The following is a 21657-nucleotide window of genomic DNA, read 5'->3' as shown; positions in this document are numbered from 1 at the left end:
TAGAGAGAGTAACTCTTTCTATCGATAGATATTCAAAGTTAGAGATAGCAATTTAATTTTAAGATAAGCATAAAAATAGCGAAAATCATCAAGAAAAAGAGTCAGGAGACTATACCTTATGTCTTATGTAAATCGTGTAGGTGACGATGTTATTAATGAACCTGCTGTAGCTACTAGAGTTGTTGATTACCATGATCGCGTTCGTTGGGGGCCTATTATTTCCGGCTTACTAATTGCTATTGCAACTCAGCTGATTTTAAGTGCCATCATTGGAGCATTAGGGGCAGGTACAGTTGAAGGTTCGGGTAGACCAAGAACAATTTCACCTGATGTTGCCGGTAATGTCGGAATTTGGTCAACTATCGCTTTGTTAATTTCTCTATTTACTGGTGGTTGGGTAACAGCCCGTGCTTGTGGCCCTATGAATCGCAATACAGCTCTTCTCAATGGTGCGATACTCTGGGCAACAACTCTAGCAGTTAGCTCCTGGTTACTTGCAAGTGGTGTATCAGGTGCTTTTGGAGTAGCGGCTTCCAATGCGGCGGCAGTTCTTAACCAAGTTCAACAGCCGGGTGGCTTAAATGTACCGCAACAAACGCCTCAAGTCAGCGCTCAACAAGCTCGTGAAATTGCAGCGAATGTACGTTCTGGATTGTGGTGGTTTGTATTTGGTTCTTTGTTAGGATTAATTGCTTCGATGATTGGAGCTGTTGTCGGTGCTCGCAGTCCTCGCAATGGGCAAAATTACAGAGCGTAGCTCATAAAATTTAGAGCCTTCGGAATAATATAATAAAATATCAATTTTGGCACCTAAAAAAGGTGCTTTTTACTATATTTAATAAGGTAAGTAGCTAGTAAGTTTAGCTTTTAGCAATTAATAAACAAATAACTACATCAATAACTACTAACTCCTTACCACTTTAAATATGCTGCTTCCAAACCCTGCTCTCGTCTAATCTTGCCATCCTTTTCAAACCACGTAATCACCTGCTCTGAGGTTAAATCTTCAACTGGAACATTGTACTCGGTGGCAATGTGCTTTAAAAGTTTAAGTGATGAAATAGTTAATCTTGTCAAAAACTTTTCTGGTGAGGAAAGCAAAGCAGCATCTACTTTTGCTGACTCTTCTGAAGTTAAAAATTGTTCTGACGGTTGGGTTGGTGGAAAATTCATAACTAAATCTAAAACTCACCATTTTAAAATCGTGAATAGGTAATGGCTTCATCAAATTATTCCCAATTCGTAAAAGCAATTACCAATTACCCATAATCTCTGACATAGAGTGATAGTAACAATTCAATTATTTATTCATTAAGTCTATTTTTTCTTGCTTGTACTAAATATCCACAACGATGCTCACCGTTAATGATCCAGTGAGTACGTTCCACTGTGCAATCCGGCAAAACGGCGGCAAACATTTCTAGTTCGTGAACACAAACACTGGGGAAAGACTCTGCAACGTTAGAAATAGCGCAGTTATGCTCAGTGATGATAAAGCAATCGCGGCTGTTAGAAGTATCTATGGGGTGGCACTCCGCCATGTAGCCTTCAGCTTTTCTCAGTTCTACCAAGATTGCAACGCGATCGCTCAACGAGCCGTTACCCAAGCGTTCTCGATATTCTTGTGTTTTACGCTGCCATTGTATTTTTAAAATTGTACTTACTTGGTCGTGTCCTACCGTTTCTGCTAAAGCATCTAGTAAGGAAACGGCGAACTCGCCATAGCTATCAGCAAATTCTCCACGTAAGCGATCGCTTCCCTTACTACTTAATTTATAAACGTGCTGGGGACGTCCCATTCCCACTTGCACCGATGAATAGACAATTAACTGCTCTGCCTCCAAGTCTTTGAGATGACGACGAATCGCTTGGGGGCTAATCTCTAAAGCGGTGGCAAGTTCCAAAGCGGTTGCTTGGATGTGTTTCAGGAGATACTGGAGTATGTCTTGTTTAGTTGAGGACTGGTGGGTAGTCGCCATCATCGTCCCAAAATTTTATTAGAAAATTTCACTTTGACAACAATATTGTTGTTAATCTAGCTTAAAATGAAGATGTGTTAAACAACATAGCTGTTGTTTTAGTAGTTATCCTTATTCTAACAGCCGTGTGACCAGTTGGTAACACGATATGGGAATTGCCTAGCAATATCCCGTCTTCCAGCCTTAAAGAGATTGATTTTGCGAACACGAGAGACTATAAGCAATGAGTGCCACTGTCAAAACTTTAGTCAACCAGCCCTACAAATATGGCTTCGTTACCAATATCGAGGTAGATACTATTCCTCGTGGACTAAATGAAGACGTCATCCGCATGATCTCCGCGAAGAAGAACGAGCCGGAGTTTATGCTGGAATTTCGCCTGCGAGCTTACCGCCAGTGGCAAAAAATGACAGAACCAACTTGGCCCAGTGTCAAGTATCCACCGATTGATTATCAAAATATTATCTATTACTCAGCACCCAAGCAAAAAGCTAAGAAGCAAAGCTTGGAAGAAGTAGATCCTACCCTTTTGGAAACCTTTGAGAAATTAGGCATTCCCCTATCAGAGCAAAAACGGTTGGCAAATGTCGCTGTAGATGCCATTTTCGATAGTGTTTCCGTCGCCACCACCTTCAAGGAAAAGCTAGCCAAAGAAGGAGTGATTTTCTGTTCTATTTCCGAAGCATTGCAGGAATACCCAGAACTAGTGAAGAAGTACCTGGGTAGTGTGGTTCCAGTTGCAGATAACTACTTTGCGGCTTTAAACTCCGCAGTCTTCAGCGATGGTTCCTTTGTCTACATTCCCAAAGGTGTGAAATGCCCGATGGAATTGTCTACTTACTTCCGCATTAATAACGGCGAAACAGGGCAATTTGAGCGGACATTAATTGTTGCTGAGGAAGACAGCTACGTTTCTTACTTAGAAGGTTGTACGGCACCGATGTACGACAGCAACCAACTGCACGCGGCAGTTGTAGAACTCGTTGCTCTCGACAACGCTGAAATTAAATACTCCACCGTACAAAATTGGTACGCTGGAGATGAAAGCGGCAAAGGCGGTATTTACAACTTTGTCACCAAGCGCGGTTTGTGCCAAGGTGTCAATTCCAAGATTTCTTGGACGCAGGTGGAAACTGGTTCTGCTATTACTTGGAAGTATCCTAGCTGTGTGCTGGTGGGTGATAACTCTGTTGGTGAGTTTTACTCTGTGGCGTTAACTAATAATATGCAGCAAGCTGATACTGGCACAAAAATGGTTCACATCGGTAAAAATACTCGCAGTACCATTATTTCTAAAGGGATTTCTGCCGGGAAATCAAGCAATAGCTATCGAGGTTTAGTAAAAATTGGCCCCAAAGCCCAAAAAGCGCGGAATTACTCTCAGTGTGACTCCATGCTGATTGGTGATAATGCCCATGCTAATACTTTTCCTTACATTCAAGTCCAGAATAATACCGCTAAAGTAGAACACGAAGCTTCTACTTCCAAAATAGGAGAAGACCAACTATTTTACTTCGCACAGCGAGGTATTTCGGCAGAAGACGCAGTGAAGCTGATGATTAGTGGCTTCTGTAAGGATGTGTTTAATCATCTGCCGATGGAATTTGCTGTGGAAGCTGATAAGCTGTTGAGTTTGAAGTTGGAAGGTAGTGTTGGATAAATCGGACACAGATAACCAAAAGATGCACACAGATGATTTATCTGTGTTTATGGGTGTGCATCTGTGGTTGAAATAAAAAAACCGCCGTGATGCAGAGAGCGCAGAGAAAGAGAAGTAATAGAGAGAGAACATGATTATTGAAAATAGTGAAGTTGTGCTGTCTGTGCATGATTTGACAGCCGAGGTTGATGGGACACCAATTCTCAAGGGTGTAAATCTTGAGGTACGTTTGGGAGAAATCCATGCGATTATGGGGCCAAATGGTTCTGGTAAGAGTACCTTTTCTAAAGTGCTGGCTGGGCATCCGGCGTATGAAGTAACTGGCGGTGAGGTGATTTTTCAAAGACAAAATCTTCTAGAAATGGAACCAGAAGAACGCGCCAGAACTGGTATATTTCTAGCGTTTCAGTATCCTTTAGAAATTCCTGGCGTCAGCAATTTGGATTTCTTGCGTGTCGCTTACAATTCTCGTCGGAAGGGACAGGGATTAGAGGAACTGGATGCGTTTGATTTTGACGATTTGGTAGAGGAAAAGCTAGAAGTTGTGAAAATGGATGCTGCTTTCCTGAATCGAAGCGTGAATGAAGGTTTTTCTGGTGGCGAGAAAAAGCGGAATGAAATTTTGCAAATGGCGCTACTAGAACCGAAGCTAGCAATTTTGGATGAAACAGATTCTGGTTTGGATATTGACGCCTTAAAGATAGTGGCTAATGGTGTTAATCATTTGACTAGTCCAGAGAATGCCACAATAATGATTACCCATTACCAGCGTTTACTTAACTACATTGTGCCGGATTACGTGCATGTGATGGCAAATGGACGGATTATTAAGTCTGGTGGTAAGGAGTTGGCGCTGGAATTAGAAACCCGTGGATATGACTGGCTGTTGGAAGAAGCTGCGATTGAGGTGGGTGTACAATGACAATTTCAGTTTCTCCCAGTCCTATACCTAACTCAAGTGAAGTTAGCTTGGCAACTACCCTGCTAGATCGAGATGCTTATCTAAGTGAGTTATTAGATCGGGTAAGCGAAGCAAAAACAGAAGGTTGGTTGCAACAAATGCGCGATCGCGCTGCTAGTTGGGTGCGTCGCTCTACTCTTCCTACCACCCGCGATGAAGAATGGCGCTTTACTGATTTGTCGGATCTACGGCAGGTAAAATTTAGTATACCAACACCTAGTGGCATATCTGTACAATCACAAACTCTGTCGGAAACTGCTAACTCTCGCTTGGTGTTCGTTAACGGTAGCTATGCACCAGAGTTATCAGCGATCGCTTCTTTGCCTGATGGGGTGGTAATTAGCAATTTAGCTGATTTACCTGTAGCCTACAGCCAGCGCGTGCAGCAATATTTAGCACAGTCTGAAGGCGCGCTGGAAGTCTTTACTGCCCTTAATACTGCTGGCATCAATGATGTGGCAGTCATTTGGGTGCCTAAGAATGTAGTAGTAGAAACACCAATTCATTTAGTGTTTATTGCTGCTGGAGAGGCACCAACAATTTCTTTGCCGCGTTGCTTGGTGGTAGCGGAAAGTGGAGCGCAGGTGACTTTGGTGGAGGAGTACAAAAACCGCACAGACGCAAAAAGCGCGAAGGAAGAAGTTTACTTTACCAATGCGGTGACGGAGATTTTTGTTGAGGAAAATGCTCAGGTAAATCACACGCGCTTGGAGTTGGATAGTACAGAGGGTTTTCATATCGGGAAAACTGCCGTTACCCAAGCACGCTACAGTCGCTATATTTGTAATGCCATTTCTTTGGGTGCCAGGTTATCGCGGCACAATTTAGAAATTTTACAAACTGGCGAGGAAACGGAAACTACCCTGAATGGATTGACGATTATCGGTGGTAACCAGTTGGCAGATACCCACAGTGCGATCGCACTCAACTATCCTCACGGTAGAACTCAGCAGCTACATAAAACGATAGTAGGCGATCGCGCTCATGCTGTCTTCAATGGCAAAGTTTTTGTCCCCAAACCCGCACAGCTAACAGATGCATCACAGTTGAATCGCAATTTGCTACTATCATCTAAAGCCAGAATTGATACTAAACCGCAGTTAGAAATTACAGCAGATAATGTAAAGTGCGCTCACGGTGCCACTGTCAGCCAACTAGAAGATGATGAAATCTTCTATCTGCAAAGCCGAGGAATCGATGAACAAGATGCACGAAACTTATTAATTAATGCCTTCGCGGCTGAAATTATTAATCAAATTCCTGTAGCCTCTTTGCGCGAAAGACTCACACAATCCGTCAATAGTCTACAGTCTAAAGCTTAAACCTATTGACTATATGTACAGGCGGGTTTGATGAGAAATTGTATCTGCCCTGCCACTAATGAATGGGTAAAACCCGCCCCTAATGACTAATAACTATTAACTAATTAGACATGACCTTTACTCAAGAATTAACCCTTGCTGAAAAAGTCCGTTTTGACTTCCCGATATTACATCAGGAAGTCAACGGTAAACCCTTAGTTTATTTCGATAACGCTGCCACATCTCAAAAGCCTTTGCTCGTAATAGACACGCTGCGAGATTACTATGAGCAGTACAACGCCAACGTACATCGCGGCGTACATACTCTGAGTGCCAAAGCAACCGATGCTTATGAAGCAGCGCGAGACAAAGTTGCTAAATTTGTTAATGCTAAATCGCGTCAGGAAATAGTCTTCACCCGCAATGCGACTGAGGCAATTAACTTGGTTGCTTATAGCTGGGGCATGAACAATTTACAGCAGGGAGACGAAATTATTCTGTCGGTGATGGAACACCACAGCAATATTGTTCCCTGGCAATTTGTCGCTGCCAAAACAGGTGCAGTGCTCAAGTACGTGGAACTGACATCAGAAGAAACTTTTGATTTGGAACAGTTTCAGAAGTTGCTTTCTGAGAAAACAAAATTGGTGTCAGTAGTTCATGTTTCTAACAGTTTGGGTTGTATTAATCCTGTAGAAGAAATTTGTAACCTGGCACATCAGTATGGTGCAAGAGTATTAATTGATGCTTGCCAAAGTGTGCCTCATATGCCCGTTAACGTACAGCAAATTGACTGTGACTGGTTGGTGGCATCTGGTCATAAAATGTGTGCTACGACTGGAGTTGGTTTTTTATATGGCAAGCTAGAACTGCTGCAAGCGATGCCGCCTTTTTTGGGTGGTGGCGAAATGATTGCGGAAGTGTTTTTAGACTATTCTACCTACGCAGATTTACCACATAAATTTGAAGCTGGAACACCTGCCATTGGAGAAGCGATCGCTCTTGGTGCAGCAGTGGACTATCTTAGCGGCATTGGTATGGATAAAATTCACGCCTATGAAGCAGAACTAACTGCTTATTTATTCCAACAGTTAGAAAAAATACCTCAAATTAAAATCTACGGCCCAAAACCAAATGCAAAAGGTGAAGGTAGGGCATCTTTAGCTGCATTTACTGTGGCAGAAGTCCACGCTAACGACTTATCGACATTATTAGATCAAGAAGGTGTTGCTATTCGTTCAGGGCATCACTGTACACAACCATTACATCGTTACTTGGGTATTGCTGGCACTGCGCGGGCAAGTTTATCTTTCTACAATACCCGTGAGGAAATAGATGTCTTCATCAAGGCACTAAAGGAAACTATTGACTTTTTTACTGGGATTTTCGGTTAATTCCTACCTGTCCCTTATCCCCTCCTACTCTTTCACAACAATCGGTAATCGTACGGTGAAAGTAGAACCGATACCCTGCTCGCTGGTTACAAAAATTTCACCTCCCATCATATGACAAAAGTGGCGGCTAATTGCTAAACCCAGCCCGGTACCGCCATATTTTTTTGTTGTTGATGCGTCTCCTTGAGTAAAGGGTTGAAATAACTGTTGCTGTTGCTTTTGAGACATACCTATACCCGTGTCACTAACTACAAAAGTAATCTTGCCACTCGTCTCTTCTTGGATTGAGTAAGCTTTTTCCCGCTTTATTTTCAGCTTGACTTTACCATTAGTAGTAAATTTGGCTGCGTTACTTAGTAGATTGTAAAGTACCTGCCGTAGTTTAGTTTGATCGGTATGCATGATGCCTAATTCATGCTCATAATCAATTTCTAAAACATTGCCGTTTTTCTCCACTAATGGCTTAACTGTATGGACGACATTGTTAATTAACGTCATCAAGTCGAATGTCTCAGAGTAAAAAGTCATTTTACCCGCTTCAATTTTCGACAAGTCAAGAATATCGTTAATCAATGTCAGCAGATGTTTACCAGCAGAGTTAATAGAATCAAGGTCACTGATAAAATCTTCTGATAAACCCATATCAACAGCATCATCTTCTAGCAGTTGACTCAAGCCAATAATCGCATTCAGTGGGGTACGCAATTCATGGCTAATATTAGCCAAAAACTGACTTTTAGCCTTACTGGCAGCTTCAGCAAGTTCCTTAGCATTTTCTAGTTCTTTAGTATGCTTAGATACTTGCTCTATTAGGCGATTGAGAGATTTGGCGAGCAAACCAATTTCGTCTTCTGTGGTAATTGGCGCTCGTAAATCAAAATTTGATTTCTGTGCTACCTGTTCAGCAACTTGAGTCACAGTAATCACTGGTTCAGCGATCGCGCGGGAAGTACGCCAAGCGACAACAGCAGCAACTCCTACCGACACCAGCATACTAGCTATAACTATTAATCTCTCAATTCCTTTTGCTTGTTCCACATCTATAGTCATCGCCTGCTCTTGCTGTTGCGCACTTTGCAGGATATTGGTTAATTGTCCAGATAGCTGATCTAAACGCGCAACTTTTTCACCACCCATGACAGCCAGCAATTGACTTTGTAATGTTGATACTTGTTCAGGCTGTAACTGCTGCTCGTTAATAGGTTCTAAAATCGCATCAATTTGCTGAACGTAAGCATTTAAAGTAGTCGCGTAAGTTTGTAATAAAGTCTTTAAAGTGGCTTCAGTCGCTGCCAATCTCCTTGGTTTACTCTCTAAAAAATCTGTGATTTGACGTTCAATTTTCTTTGTTTCATCAATATTTCTTAAAAATTCGGCTCGTGTGTTTGCTAGCCTTTGTGGCTGTTCGATCACAGCAGGTAGGTAGGCACTATGTAATTGTGCTCCAATAACCGCATCTCTATAACCAATCAGCATTTGTGTTTGGAAATGGGCATGATTAAATTGCCTGATTTCTCGCGCTCGGTAGTAGTTCGCGACTATTAATCCAGCAACAGAACCAAGACAGCCAATTCCTATGGCTAGAAAATAGCCATAACCTATTTTTTGATGAATACGCCAAGAACTAGCTTTCAATTTCCCTCGTGAGGGAAATTCTATAGTCGGGAGTTCGTCGGTAGAGGGCTGATCGACTGACACTTTTTTGTTTTATGAACTGCTGTCAACAGCGGTTGGCTTTTGAGTTTGTATGCCTCAAATCTCTGTCGCACTCCCGCCAAAATAACCGTCTACATTATTTTTATAACAAGGGCAACTCCTCACTCTCTATATAGTAAGCATGGTATTGATGATATTTAAGTAGTTTTTATATATATAAATTTTTGACAAACCAGATCGGGGATTGGGTACTGGTGATTGGGTACTGGGTACTGGGTATCGTGAAGAAGAGGACACGGGGAGGTGGGGACACGGAGAAGAATTCTCCCCCATCTTCCCTATCTTATTTGTTCCTCCCCCACTCCTCTTCCTAATCCCTAGTCCCTAACCCCTATTTTCAAGCTCAAACCCTCTCTATCTTTACAGATAAAGAGGGCGGATCGGCAAAACTAAAAGTCAAGCATAATTTTTGACTTTCACTTTTTGCTCTTCAGTTTAGGGTTAGGCGATCGCTGCCGATAATTGCTTGCTAACTGCTCCCTTCAACAGTTCCACTTTATCGGTACGCTCCCAAGGCAAGTCTAGATCAGTCCGGCCAAAGTGACCATAAGCAGCGACGTCCTGATAAAAACGTCCGCCTCGCTCACTGGGCAGGTTGCGTAGATTAAAGACGTGGATAATCCCTGCTGGACGCAGTTCAAAATGCTCTTGGATTAAATCGAGCAAAATTTGCTCATCAACTTTGTTGGTACCAAAGGTATCCACCATGATACTTACAGGTCTTGCTACGCCAATGGCATAACTTAGCTGAACTTCGCATTTTTCTGCTAATCCCGCAGCAACAATGTTTTTTGCCGCATATCTACAAGCGTAAGCCGCACTGCGGTCTACTTTTGTAGGATCTTTGCCAGAAAATGCCCCGCCGCCGTGTCTGGAATAACCACCGTAGGTATCAACAATAATTTTGCGCCCAGTTAAACCAGAATCGCCTTGTGGGCCGCCAATGACAAATTTACCCGTAGGATTAACTAAAAAGCGGGTATTCTCGTCTGGCTGAATGTTTAAGTCCCCAAATACAGGTTGGACTACAGCTGACCAAAGATCTTGCTTGATTTTGGCTTGCACTGCCGCTTCATCAGTAATTTCACCAATAGTCGGTGTGTGCTGTGTCGAGATCAGGATTGTATCAATGCCTACAGGACGTCCATCTTCATAAACTACGCTAACCTGAGTTTTACCATCAGGACGTAGGTATGGTAGATCGCCAGTCTTACGGACTGCTGCCAGTCGGCGAGCAATACGGTGAGCAAGACTGATGGGTAAAGGCATCAGTTCTGGTGTTTCGTTACAAGCAAAGCCAAACATGATACCTTGATCGCCTGCACCAATCTTGTCAAAAAGTTCCTCACTATCTTGACGAGCTTCTTGGGCAGCATTTACACCTTGGGCAATATCTGGTGATTGCTCGTCCAAGGCTACCATGACTGAGCAGCTGTTAGCACAGAAGCCGTTAACAGCATCGGTGTAGCCAATCTCAGCAATTTTCTTACGGGCGATATTTACATAATTGGCATTGGTTTTGGTAGTAATTTCACCAGTGATTAGTACCAAGCCAGTATTGACAACAACCTCAGCCGCAACTCGGCTACTAGGATCTTGTGTAAGTAAGGCATCTAGAATTGCATCAGAAATCTGATCGCAGATTTTGTCTGGATGACCTTCGGTGACTGACTCGGAGGTGAATAGATAACGTCGAGACAATTTTTATTCCTCCTACAAAGGTTACGTAGCTGACTCCATATTGACATTTAAATCAGCTACCTTAATCTGCGATCATATCAATATTTTCACAATTAGCAGTTCCAGATACACACGAACTTTATCAAAATCACTTATTGATGCTACTAATTCTTAAACTAACTACAACTGAGGTAACTTTTTTGCTAAATACCCAACTTATGCGATCGCCCATAAAAAAGGAGGACGCAACAGCGTCCCCAAGACATTTGACACAAGTATTAAACTCTAGACTTGAACTGCCATTTTCGCTTCCCTTGCTGTCAAACGCTCGTAGGCAGCACGCATCTTCAAGCCTGTCAGCACTTGGAATAAACCAGTACCGTTGTTGGAACCAGGGTACTCACGGTGCTGGAGCAATAAGTGAGTCATCTCGCCTTGGTACTTGGTAGAAGTGTTACTCAGATGGGTTTCAATATAAATTACTTCATCTAAGTTATCAAATTGACCATCTACTTCTAATACCGAGACGTAGCGACCGTAGTATACATCCGAACCATAGTACATTTGCATACCAGGATAGGAACAAGTCAACTTGCGTCCACAAGGAGTCCAGTGAATTGTGGAACCTTCATCAAACAGATAAACCGGCTCAAAGCCTTCCTTACCCTCGCGCTGTAGCATCCGTACCCGCAGAACTTTACGTTCTTTATCCTCTTTAATCAGGTTGGTGGGTAGTACCTGGAGAACTACATCAGCAAATTCTCTTTGTGGCTCAATGTACTTTTGAAAATCTGGTTTGCGGGAATTGATTTGAGCTAAAACGTCTTCATAATTGTGACCACGTTCTGCCATATCTCGCTGGATTTTCCAAGCGATCTTGACTTCATCACTAATATCAAAATAGACACTGAAGTCAATTAGCGATCGCACGCGCTCATCATATAAAGGATGCAAACCTTCAATTACTAAAATGTGATTAGGTTCTATTAACTCTGGAGGATCGATTAAACCAGTTTCGTGATTGTAAATCGGCTTCATTATAGATTGACCTTCTTTGAGCGCTTTGATTTGCTCATACATCAGGTCAAAATTGTTTGCTCTTGGATCTAAAGCAGTTATTCCTGTTTCTTTACGCTGTTTTCTATCTAGACAATGATAGTCATCCAAACAGATAACTGTCATTAATTCTTCACCGAATAAATCTATAAGACGACGCAAAAACGTAGATTTACCACATCCGGAGTCTCCGGCTACTCCAATCAATACCACACGTTCCGGCTTATTAGTCATAAATCTCCTTTGGTTACTAAAGTTGAGTCAAACAATATTTTTCACACCTGAAGACATGAAGCCAGGAGTTTACCCCTCTGGTTTATCCTGCGTTATTGCCACTTAGCAGCGCCATAAGACATCTGACGGGTAGACATGAAAGTTGTGAGTTTTACCCGTCTCGCAATGCCTAAAATCATTGCTGCTAAGTATTTAGTCCTAGTGATATATTGAATTTTAACAGAAGGGAGTGCTCTATACAAGGCTTACTAGCTGGAAGAATGATGTTTGTGGGATCACATCAGGTCAAGGATTCCAGCTACAAAATTACATCTTATAACCTGCTCACTCAAGAATTAAGCAACCTACAGATGTAGCTTGTGATGCTCAGATTTTGAATTTTTAGTGCGATATAAAGTGTTTTTTGCTTTTCAAAAATTATTTTTCATTTTACAGCGAACAGCTTATTTTATGTAGATATTTAAAGCGATATTTTTTATCTATCTCAAGAAGTAAAACACCATTAAACAGCATAGAGCAGCGACAGCTTTAACAGTACATTTGTTTAAACACTCAAATATACTGATTTCTAGGCATTTTTAGTACGCCAGCAGTGTACTGATCATAGAGGTTGACAGATGTTTCACATCAAGTAAAACTTATTATAGTTGCTTAACATAACTTCTCTCTCAGAATATTTTGTAGCTAAACTCAACCTCGGTTGTGTTAATTCTCGTGACCAAGTTGTTCAATGTAGTTACAAATAGGCTAATCAGAATCTTCCCATTAGATGTTTTTCCTTGAGGAGGAAAACATCTAAGCTAAAGTTGGGAGTTCAAACCGAAGAATTAAAACAAGTCGGAACTAGTCTTCCAGATTTGACAATTTAGACTCTTCTGAGGGCGGATATGCCTTAGGTAATATTTAAATAATCTCTCTTGTGGAGATACCATATCACGAAAAAGAAATTAAATTGATTCATTATTAACATTCTCCAAAGAACTTATCCTTTACCTTAGAAGGTGAACAGGTGTGACTTTTTCCATGCCTTGATGTCTTTGGCGAGTGTACTTAAAAGCATTGGCTTGTGATGCCACTTCCCCAAGCGTCAGCTATTTCTGTCCGGAATTCCGGTAAACTAAGTCTGACAGATGGTGGAAATAGTTTTTGAGAAACGGTTAAGTAAATATCGGAGTGGTAGAACTAATGTACTATCAAGGTGCTGTTGAAGGAGCTGCCAATACAGAATCAGGTAGCCGCGTCTTCGTGTACGAAGTGGTAGGTCTGCGTCAAAGCGAAGAAACTGATCAAACAAACTACCAAATTCGTAAGAGTGGCAGTGTGTTCATCAAAGTGCCTTACAACCGCATGAATCAGGAAATGCGACGCATAACTCGCCTGGGCGGCAGAATTGTTAGCATACAATCGGTTGGGGTTTTACAACAAGTCAATGGTAAAGCTTCATCCGAAGTTGCTAACCCTGAAGCGATGAGCCAAGCCACATCTGCTGAATCTGCTAATCGAGAAGGAAATGGTAAAGCCACACCTGTGAATGCTGGCAGTGAAGAGAAAGGCCTTGCCGAATCACCAGCCCAGCCACAGTCCAAGAAGAAGGATACGAAAGGCAACACCATGACTCAAGCGAAAGCCAAACACGCTGACGTTCCTGTAAACCTTTACCGCCCCAATGCTCCGTTCATTGGTAAATGTATATCTAATGAAGCATTAGTGAAAGATGGCGGAATTGGTATCGTTCAGCATATCAAATTCGACCTTACTGGTGGCGATTTACGCTATATAGAGGGTCAAAGCATTGGCATTATCCCGCCGGGAGTGGACAAAAACGGCAAACCAGAAAAGCTGAGATTGTACTCGATCGCCTCTACACGTCACGGCGATGATGTCGATGACAAAACTGTATCACTGTGCGTCCGTCAATTGGAGTACAAGCACCCAGAAACTGGCGAAACAGTATACGGTGTATGCTCGACTTACCTATGTAACCTCAAGCCTGGAGATGATGTAAAAATCACAGGACCAGTGGGTAAAGAAATGTTACTGCCCCCTGACGAAGATGCCAACGTCATTATGATGGCAACAGGAACAGGTATTGCCCCAATGCGTGCTTATCTGTGGCGGATGTTCAAGGATAACGAAAGAGCTGCTAACCCAGAATATCAGTTTAAAGGCTTTTCTTGGTTAATATTTGGTGTTCCTACAACTCCGAACATTCTCTATAAGGAAGAATTGGAAGAAATCCAAGCGAAGTATCCTGACAACTTCCGTTTGACCTATGCCATCAGCCGCGAACAGAAAAATGCCCAAGGCGGTAGGATGTATATTCAAGACCGTGTGGCAGAGCACGCAGATGAGTTGTGGAATTTGATTAAAAATGAGAAAACACACACATATATCTGCGGTTTGCGAGGTATGGAAGACGGTATCGATGCGGCATTAACAGCAGCAGCAGCTAAAGAAGGTGTAACTTGGAGTGATTACCAAAAAGAACTGAAAAAAGCTGGTCGCTGGCACGTAGAAACATACTAATTTGGTCATTAGTTATTAGTCATTAGTCATTAGTGAGCCAGCGCACAGAACAAGGAGTTTCCTCCATGAGTGACTGGCATATCCGTAAGGGTATTTGAATTATAAAGGACAAATGACAAGTGACAAATGACAGATGACAATTGTAGGGTGGGCATTGCCCACCCTACAATTGTTGTTGGTGGAATTGGGTGAAAATTTGTGGGTGTAAAGCTGGGAATACTAGGATTAGGTACGGTAGGCACGGGTACGGTGCAGCTTTTACAAAATAGTGCCGGACGTCACCCTTTATTGCAGGATATAGAAATATATCGAGTGGGAGTGCGATCGCTCGATAAAGAGCGTGCAGTGAAATTGCCAGAGTCAGTTATAACCATAGATTTAGAGGCAATTGTCAACGATCCACAGGTAGATATTGTAGTTGAGATACTCGGTGGACTCGAACCAGCGCGATCGCTCATTCTCAAAGCAATAAAAAATGGCAAACACATTGTTACCGCTAATAAAGCGGTAATTTCTCGCTTTGGTGCAGAGATTTTTACTGCTGCCAACCAAGCTGGTGTATACGTCATGCTAGAAGCTGCTGTGGGTGGTGGTATACCTGTAATTCAACCCCTCAAGCAGTCTTTAAGCGTTAACAATATTCACACTGTTACTGGTATTGTTAACGGTACAACAAACTATATCCTCACACGGATGCAAACAGAAGGTAGCGATTTCAGCGATGTCTTAACCGATGCCCAGCAATTGGGTTATGCAGAAGCTGATCCAACTGCTGATGTTGATGGCTTGGACGCCGCCGATAAAATTGCTATTCTCGCTTCATTAGCCTTTGATGGACGTATTAAACTGCAAGATGTTTATTGTGAAGGCATCCGACAAGTAAGCAAGACAGATATTGCCTATGCCGAAAAATTAGGATTTGTTATCAAACTCTTAGCTATTGCCAACAAAGTTACTCCCCCGGCAATTTCTATCCGAGTCCATCCAACTTTAGTTCCTAAAGCTCATCCCCTAGCTAGCATTAATGGCGTTTATAATGCCATTTTGGTTGAAGGTGAACCAATTGGACAAGTAATGTTTTTCGGCCCAGGCGCTGGTGCTGGGGCAACTGCTAGCGCCGTAGCCTCGGATATTTTAAATTTAGCAGCAACATTGAAAGCCAGCACGACGACACCAAATCCATTGCTAACCTGTAGGCATCAAGACTACTGCCAAATTGCTCCCATCGAAGAACTAGTTACCAGATTCTACGCCCGTTTTCTGACGAAAGACCAACCCGGAGTAATTGGTAAATTGGGTACTTGCTTTGGTAATTATGGCGTTAGTTTAGAATCAGTTGTACAAACAGGCTTTCAGGGAAAACTAGCAGAGATTGTTGTTGTTACCCACGATGTAAGAGAAGGAGATTTTCGGCAAGCTCTAGCAGAAATTTGTACCTTAGAAGCCGTAGACAGCATTCCTAGTTTGCTACGGGTATTATGAAAGGATTGGTTAGTGGATAGTGGAGTGGTAAACAACTAACTACTAACTACTAACACTCCCTGATTATGGCTTAATTAGTTAGATGCACATTGTACTGTTATCAGAGTAATTACAATGACAAATATGCCTCCCGATCCCAAGTCATCTCAAACAAATGTCCTTGGCTTCGACGAATTTATTGGCATTTTAGTTGCCTTTGCCAGTATTGGGGCAGTTCTTTTTTGGTCGTTTTTCCGCAATAACTCTGACTGGAACTTACCCAGCATACTCTTGCCATCTTCTACTCTACCTGCAACGCCTGCTGCACCTTCTAAAAACACCCCGCCTGCGATGATGCCTCTTCCCAGTGTTGCTCCATCTGAGTTACCTAGAGGGCAAACGCCTTTACTACCCTCCTCCAATCCCATCAAACAATTTCCATTGGTTATTCCCACTGAGAAAAAATCTACTATTCCTCCACCCATCGCCTTCACCGATGTACCTAACAACTTCTGGGCGCGTGGTTATATCAACGCCCTTTCCTCTCGCAATATTATTAAAGGCTATCAAGATAATTCATTTCGACCAAATCAGCCTGTCACCCGCGCGGAATTTGCCGCCATACTTCAACAGGCTTTTGAAAATGAACTAGGAAAAACCAAAAACAAAATATCTTTTCAAGATGTACCAAATCAGTTCTGGGCAAATTCAGCAATTGACTTAGCCATTAGCACTGGGTTCTTAAAAGGTTACCCTGACAATACCTTTAAAGCACAAAAAAATATTCCACGAGTACAAGTCTTAGTAGCCCTTGCTAGTGGATTACATTTAAATACTCCCACTTCCCCAACTAAAATTTTAAATACCTACCAAGATGCTAAAGAAATTCCAGCCTATGCGCGTAATAAGGTTGCCGCAGCTACAGAAAATGGTCTTGTAATTAACTATCCCAATCCAAAAGTTTTTGCTCCTAATAAAGAAGCTACCCGTGCTGAGGTAGCAGCAATGATTCACCAGGCTTTGGTGCTAATAGGAAGGTTAGACAAGGTTCCATCCCAAAAGATTGTACAATTGCCTGATGCCTGAACCAACCAAAAATTAACTGCAAAATACAAATAAACTGAAGTGGTCAAGAGTTACTAAGATTTTTCTTGACCACCTGTAGAGGAGGCGATATCCAGCAGTAATTCACAGCGCACCAGCGTTAGAAGTCGCTATCTGCACTGAATTACCTAGAATTTAAGCATCTTTACCAACAACTTGTGATTTAAGAGTAGCAAGTTCACCGGTTAGCTCTTGCCTGGTTGAGGCTTTGAGTAAATAGCGGTAAACGAACCACGCAGAGTAACCAATACCAATCAATTCAAAAGTCGGTGCAACTAAGGGAATATCATTCAAAGCATCTAAAATTGCCAAGACAACTTTCACAGCAACAATTGCTGTCACAATTAAACCAAAGGTAACCAGTGGTTGTTTGTACTTATTAAAGAAGGTTCCCAGATATTCAGGCAGTGTTGCTAGAAAACTAGAGGCTATTTCTCCATATTTTAGCCATTGTTCTTGAGTCTGCGCGCCGGGTTGGATTTTTGTTATGGTTCCCGTTTGATTGTTGATTTCTGCCATCATTGCCTCTGGAGATTTGGTTTCCACTACTTCCGGTTCTTGCATTTCCGCTCCCATAATTTTGACAGTTGAATTACTCTTATCCGGACTAATCACAACCAAAAGGCTGTTAGTAGGCGATGTACAGGGACATCACTACAACAGATTTTTTGGCACAAAGAGGCTCTAGTTGCCTATAACCATAATTGCTCCTTAACTACTACTTCATCAACTACAGTTGATCAGCTCAGTAGTAAGGTATTAGCTATGACACAGTCTGTAAACATAAGCTATTATTTCTAGTTCGTTTTGTTGTCGAACTAAAATCCTGAGCCTACTGTTCTCCCATGTACTGTGGGTTGCATACCATCGTACTCAAATCAGTACAAATCATGCAAAAATTTAGATCACCTCTTACTTTATACAAGTTTAGATGCCGATCTTAGCGGATATTTAGGCAATCTTAAGCTGCTATTCTCAATTGAGGAAATGTTATTGATATAAATATTTAATAAAAGTTTTTATGTATTCAATTACTCTAGACTTTAAAGTCATTTTATGGTATGTGGGAATGATTAAGAAGTACAAATAATAGTGAGTTTAGGCTAGTGAGTACCTTTTGAGAGGATGAAGGAATTACACAACTACTTTCAAAAAACAGAGTTGTTCTTCCATTGAAGCGGCAATGGAGTTTTAGTAGCACAATAGAGCTTGAAGGGAAGAAAAAGTTTAAAGTCTTGCCCCTGAAGATGCCTGTGAAGACATTTTCAAGGGAGGGTTTACTAATTAGCGCAACTGAGAAATGATGTGAATAGCTTGAGCAAGAATTACTGTGTTGCTGAAGAACTTAACTAATAATTAGTAGTTTATCAACAAAAGCAACCAAATTTATTCTTGTTTATATGTCTCTATCTGCTGATCCCAATCAGGAATTTCTGCATTGTCACCACCAATACCAATTCCTGTATTGTAGATGTCGGCATTAGTGATAGTAAGGTTCTTCATAGATGCGCCATATACATTAGAGTCAGTAATCATGGCGTTAGTAAAATTAACGCCATTGAGATTAGCCTTCTTGAAATTAACATTAGTTGCAAAAGCTGACTTGAGGTTGGCTCCTTGAAGATTTGCACCGGTAAAATCGGCACCTTCAATATTCGCTTCTTCCAAGTTAGCTCCTTGAAGATTGGCACCTCTTAAATCAGCACCAATCAAATGAGCTCCACTGAGATCAGCTCCTGATAAATCGCACTGGATACATTCCCCAGTTGATAAAAGCTTTTGTACTTGCTGCGGATTTGCAGCGTTTACTACGCTGGTAAAGAACAGGGGAGTCACTAAAGTGAGAGCTGCTAGAAGCTTGGTTTTCATATTTCCCCCTTATTTAATTAACATGCTTCCGTTCTTTTCCTCACAATTCCATTGTCTCACTAAACTGAATGTGAAAGATTGATCCATGTCACACTGAGTTAGCGATCGCATTCAAATTTCACGTCATAACTAATCAAAAATATTTAGTCATTGATATCACTCAATATCTAACTTTTTAACAGTATATGACTCAATTTAAAAGTTATGGCAATCTATGGTTATAGAAATTATATGCTGTTTTTATTTCCTAACAAAGTCATGGAATAAAAACAATACTTTTACCTCTACTTTAGAAATCTAAGTGATATGACTGTCATTTTTATCAGGAATTTTATTTTACAGACAACCGAGATATCTCTGATTTTTCAAAAAAACATTATATTTTGAGGTGAAAATATTTTATATTAACTAAAGATTTTATACAATAGTTTATTAAACACAATAACTAATAGTCTTAAAATTTTACAAAACTTTAATTTGTTTTAGATAACTATATTTGTATATCACAATCTCTAAAGTTAAGAAATAATTTAATTTAAAGCTATAAATTGACTGTCAGAAGTAATTAGTCAAATTAAATCTAAATTATAGGTAATACAATAATTTTGTATTACTCATCCTAAAAATTTTAACTTCACTTATTAAGTATTATATTTAAGCTATTTATATATATTTTATAGTTAATTTAATCAACAACTAATATATCTAGATAAATAACTTTATTTATGCAGAAAATTTATTTTTATTATCTTAAATATTGAAACTGAATATTGAGCGTTAAAAAATAGTTTGATAAAATGCACGATTGCAAAAATACCACCTGCCAAAAATCTTAATAAGGCACGTAAAAAGTTATTTATATTACAATCGCTAAATTAATCAGTAAAACTGATAGAAAATGTTTAATTAGGGTATAACCTTATCTAAGTAAGGCAAATAAATATAAGCAAAAAATATATACTAAACTACTCGCTGTAATTAGCTCCAGACAAGGTAGATACTGATATAAAAATTAGCTCAAAGAGTGAGGTTCATAAGTTCTACTTGCTATTAAAATAAGCCTGTTTTACAAAAGCAATATGAAGTGAGTTTTGGTAGACTAACAAAGCTTTATGGTGTCAAACTTACCGCAAATTAACGGTTTTTTCAAGCTTTGACCCTTACACTTAGTTGCCGTATAGTCATAATCTAACCAAACAGAAGGCTTGATTTATGGTTCAAGAGCTTGAACGAAAACGCTTGTTGGCAAACTTCCCAGAAACAGCCCCAGCAGCGAATCCTGTATTTTTTAGAACCTACAGTCGTAGAGAGGCAGGGCTGCGGGAGACATGGGATCGGGTATGCGATCGGACTTTACGAGGTTTAATCAACTTAGGCAAACTGCTTCCTCAAGAGATTGATATCTTAGAGCGGATGCAACGTAACTTAAAAGCGCTGCCCAGTGGAAGATGGTTATGGGTTGGAGGAACAGATTGGATAGCTAAACCACAAAATTTTTCTGGGGCATACAATTGCACTTCCACCAACCTAGAAGATTGGAGTGCTTTCGGGTTGATGATGGATTTGGCAATGATGGGCTGCGGAACTGGAGCCATTCTAGAACCACGATATATTAATCAGTTGCCACCAATCCGCAATCGCTTGAATGTAAATGTAAAGGGAGAAATTGGCACAACTCCACGCCCAGAACGCCGTGAATTTACAGAAGTTAAAATAGAAGCTAGCGATCGCGTTACGATATATGTTGGAGACAGCCGTCAAGGTTGGGTGCGATCATATCAAAGCTTGTTGGAACTTTCCACTAACGAAAGATTTTCCACAGAAATTCAAGTCACGGTCGATATTAGTGATGTGCGTCAAGCGGGAGAAGCTCTCAAAGGTTTTGGAGGTGTTGCCAATCCCGTGAAATTGCCTGGACTCTATCAGTGTTGTGCTACCATCCTCAATAAAGCGGTAGGACGACAATTAAATTCCGTTGAATGCTGCCTACTCATTGATGAAGCTGCTGTCACAATTGTTGCAGGTAACATTAGGCGTTCAGCTGGTATGCGTCAAGGTTCTAGTGAAGATAGTTTGTTTGCCGACGCCAAAGCTAATCTCTGGCAGCAAGATGAAAACGGCAACTGGCGTATAGATCCTGAGCGTGATGCACTCAGGATGGCAAATCATACCAGAGTTTTTCACCGCAAACCAACATTAGAAGAATGTATTGATGCTGTTCGCAAACAATATTACAGTGGTGAAGGCGCTATTCAATGGGCTGGTGAAGCTGTAGCTAGGGCAAATATTGATTTATTGTCAACGCCAGAATTAAAAAAAGATTTCTTGCAAGCTTATGAACAAGGAAACGCCAAGCAATGGATACAAAAAAGCTACCCAGATTTAGATACTAATGAATTAGAACATCGTTTGGCTCGATTTGGTCTTAACCCGTGTGGTAATTAATTATATTTTGCCTCACGTAAAAAACCTCGCAAATACGGGGGAAGCTGAGATGTTAATCCCGTGGTAATCAATGGAACTAAAAAGCCATTGACACCGTACAGCGTAGAGAGTGAAACTAAATTACAACGGAAATTGTTTTTTAGAATATAACCTCTCCAAGAGTGTGGGGGTACGTGTGATTAGTATTTTCTATGATTATTTACAGTCATATGTACAAAATGTACGCGGAGCTACAGGGAATATAGAACCTGTAGAACTAGAGGATAAAAAA

General features: G+C 41.0%; 15 protein-coding genes and 1 pseudogene. 9 read left to right on the top strand and 7 right to left on the bottom strand.

Features of this window, described 5'->3' with window-relative positions; translation table 11 throughout:
• Window positions 1-118 precede the first annotated feature (118 nt).
• A complete protein-coding gene (locus QUB80_RS20105) occupies window positions 119-757 on the top strand; it encodes a hypothetical protein (protein WP_289791290.1) in 639 nt (212 codons plus the stop codon).
• Window positions 758-912: 155 nt separating this feature from the next.
• Here QUB80_RS20105 and QUB80_RS20100 read toward each other — a convergent pair whose 3' ends face one another.
• Both QUB80_RS20100 and sufR read right to left on the bottom strand, forming a co-directional pair.
• Window positions 913-1173, bottom strand: coding sequence for an NDH complex assembly factor CRR9 (locus QUB80_RS20100; protein ID WP_289791289.1), 261 nt, complete (start codon window positions 1171-1173; stop codon window positions 913-915).
• A gap of 131 nt (window positions 1174-1304) precedes the next feature.
• On the bottom strand, window positions 1305-1979 hold the full coding sequence (gene sufR, locus QUB80_RS20095) for an iron-sulfur cluster biosynthesis transcriptional regulator SufR (RefSeq protein WP_289791474.1): 675 nt from the start codon (window positions 1977-1979) through the stop codon (window positions 1305-1307).
• A 223-nt stretch (window positions 1980-2202) separates the two neighbouring features.
• Between sufR and sufB the strand changes: the two genes are divergently transcribed.
• From sufB to QUB80_RS20075, 4 genes are all read left to right on the top strand, one after another.
• A complete protein-coding gene (sufB, locus tag QUB80_RS20090; protein WP_289791288.1) occupies window positions 2203-3639 on the top strand; it encodes a Fe-S cluster assembly protein SufB in 1437 nt (478 codons plus the stop codon).
• Between the two features lie 130 nt (window positions 3640-3769).
• Window positions 3770-4561, top strand: coding sequence for a Fe-S cluster assembly ATPase SufC (sufC, locus tag QUB80_RS20085; RefSeq protein ID WP_289791287.1), 792 nt, complete (start codon window positions 3770-3772; stop codon window positions 4559-4561).
• Entirely contained in the window at window positions 4558-5922 is a 1365-nt protein-coding gene (gene sufD, locus QUB80_RS20080; protein ID WP_289791286.1) for a Fe-S cluster assembly protein SufD, read from the top strand. Before sufC ends, sufD begins: the two co-directional genes overlap by 4 nt.
• Window positions 5923-6032: 110 nt before the next feature.
• Complete coding sequence (locus tag QUB80_RS20075) at window positions 6033-7295, top strand: cysteine desulfurase (protein ID WP_289791285.1); 1263 nt, start codon at window positions 6033-6035, stop codon at window positions 7293-7295.
• Between the two features lie 24 nt (window positions 7296-7319).
• On the opposite strand, the gene QUB80_RS20070 is transcribed toward QUB80_RS20075, so the two are convergent.
• The 3 genes from QUB80_RS20070 to QUB80_RS20060 form a co-directional block, all read right to left on the bottom strand.
• Window positions 7320-8993, bottom strand: a complete 1674-nt coding sequence (locus QUB80_RS20070; RefSeq protein WP_289791284.1) for a sensor histidine kinase — start codon at window positions 8991-8993, stop codon at window positions 7320-7322.
• A 459-nt stretch (window positions 8994-9452) separates the two neighbouring features.
• The gene (gene metK / locus QUB80_RS20065; RefSeq protein WP_289791283.1) at window positions 9453-10712 is read right to left on the bottom strand and encodes a methionine adenosyltransferase; all 1260 of its coding nucleotides are present in this window, start codon (window positions 10710-10712) and stop codon (window positions 9453-9455) included.
• 264 nt (window positions 10713-10976) lie between these two features.
• A complete protein-coding gene (locus QUB80_RS20060) occupies window positions 10977-11981 on the bottom strand; it encodes a phosphoribulokinase (RefSeq protein WP_289791282.1) in 1005 nt (334 codons plus the stop codon).
• Window positions 11982-13166: 1185 nt separating this feature from the next.
• On the opposite strand from QUB80_RS20060, the gene cpcD/petH reads away from it, so the two are divergent.
• The 3 genes from cpcD/petH (at window position 13167) to QUB80_RS20045 (ending at window position 17054) form a co-directional block, all read left to right on the top strand.
• The gene (gene cpcD/petH, locus QUB80_RS20055) at window positions 13167-14507 is read left to right on the top strand and encodes a bifunctional rod-capping linker CpcD/ferredoxin--NADP reductase PetH (protein WP_289791281.1); all 1341 of its coding nucleotides are present in this window, start codon (window positions 13167-13169) and stop codon (window positions 14505-14507) included.
• Window positions 14508-14705: 198 nt separating this feature from the next.
• Complete coding sequence (locus tag QUB80_RS20050) at window positions 14706-15989, top strand: homoserine dehydrogenase (RefSeq protein ID WP_289791280.1); 1284 nt, start codon at window positions 14706-14708, stop codon at window positions 15987-15989.
• Window positions 15990-16103: 114 nt separating this feature from the next.
• Window positions 16104-17054: an S-layer homology domain-containing protein gene (locus tag QUB80_RS20045; protein ID WP_289791279.1), complete on the top strand. Its 951-nt coding sequence runs from the start codon at window positions 16104-16106 to the stop codon at window positions 17052-17054.
• A gap of 153 nt (window positions 17055-17207) precedes the next feature.
• Here the strand turns inward: QUB80_RS20045 and QUB80_RS20040 are convergent, their stop codons facing one another.
• Window positions 17208-17648 (bottom strand): CAAD domain-containing protein, encoded by a 441-nt coding sequence (locus tag QUB80_RS20040; protein WP_289791473.1) that lies wholly within the window; start codon window positions 17646-17648, stop codon window positions 17208-17210.
• A gap of 810 nt (window positions 17649-18458) precedes the next feature.
• A complete protein-coding gene (locus QUB80_RS20035) occupies window positions 18459-18941 on the bottom strand; it encodes a pentapeptide repeat-containing protein (protein WP_289791278.1) in 483 nt (160 codons plus the stop codon).
• A 1212-nt stretch (window positions 18942-20153) separates the two neighbouring features.
• Here QUB80_RS20035 and QUB80_RS20030 point away from each other — a divergent pair.
• Window positions 20154-21380 (top strand): annotated as a pseudogene (locus tag QUB80_RS20030) (glycyl radical enzyme family protein); the annotation flags it as partial.
• Between the last annotated feature and the right edge of the window lie 277 nt (window positions 21381-21657).

Origin of the sequence: Chlorogloeopsis sp. ULAP01 (assembly GCF_030381805.1) — a bacterium.
Taxonomy (GTDB): domain Bacteria; phylum Cyanobacteriota; class Cyanobacteriia; order Cyanobacteriales; family Nostocaceae; genus Chlorogloeopsis.
The sequence above is the reverse complement of the archived record's forward strand: the minus strand, read 5'-3'. Positions and strand labels throughout refer to the sequence as shown.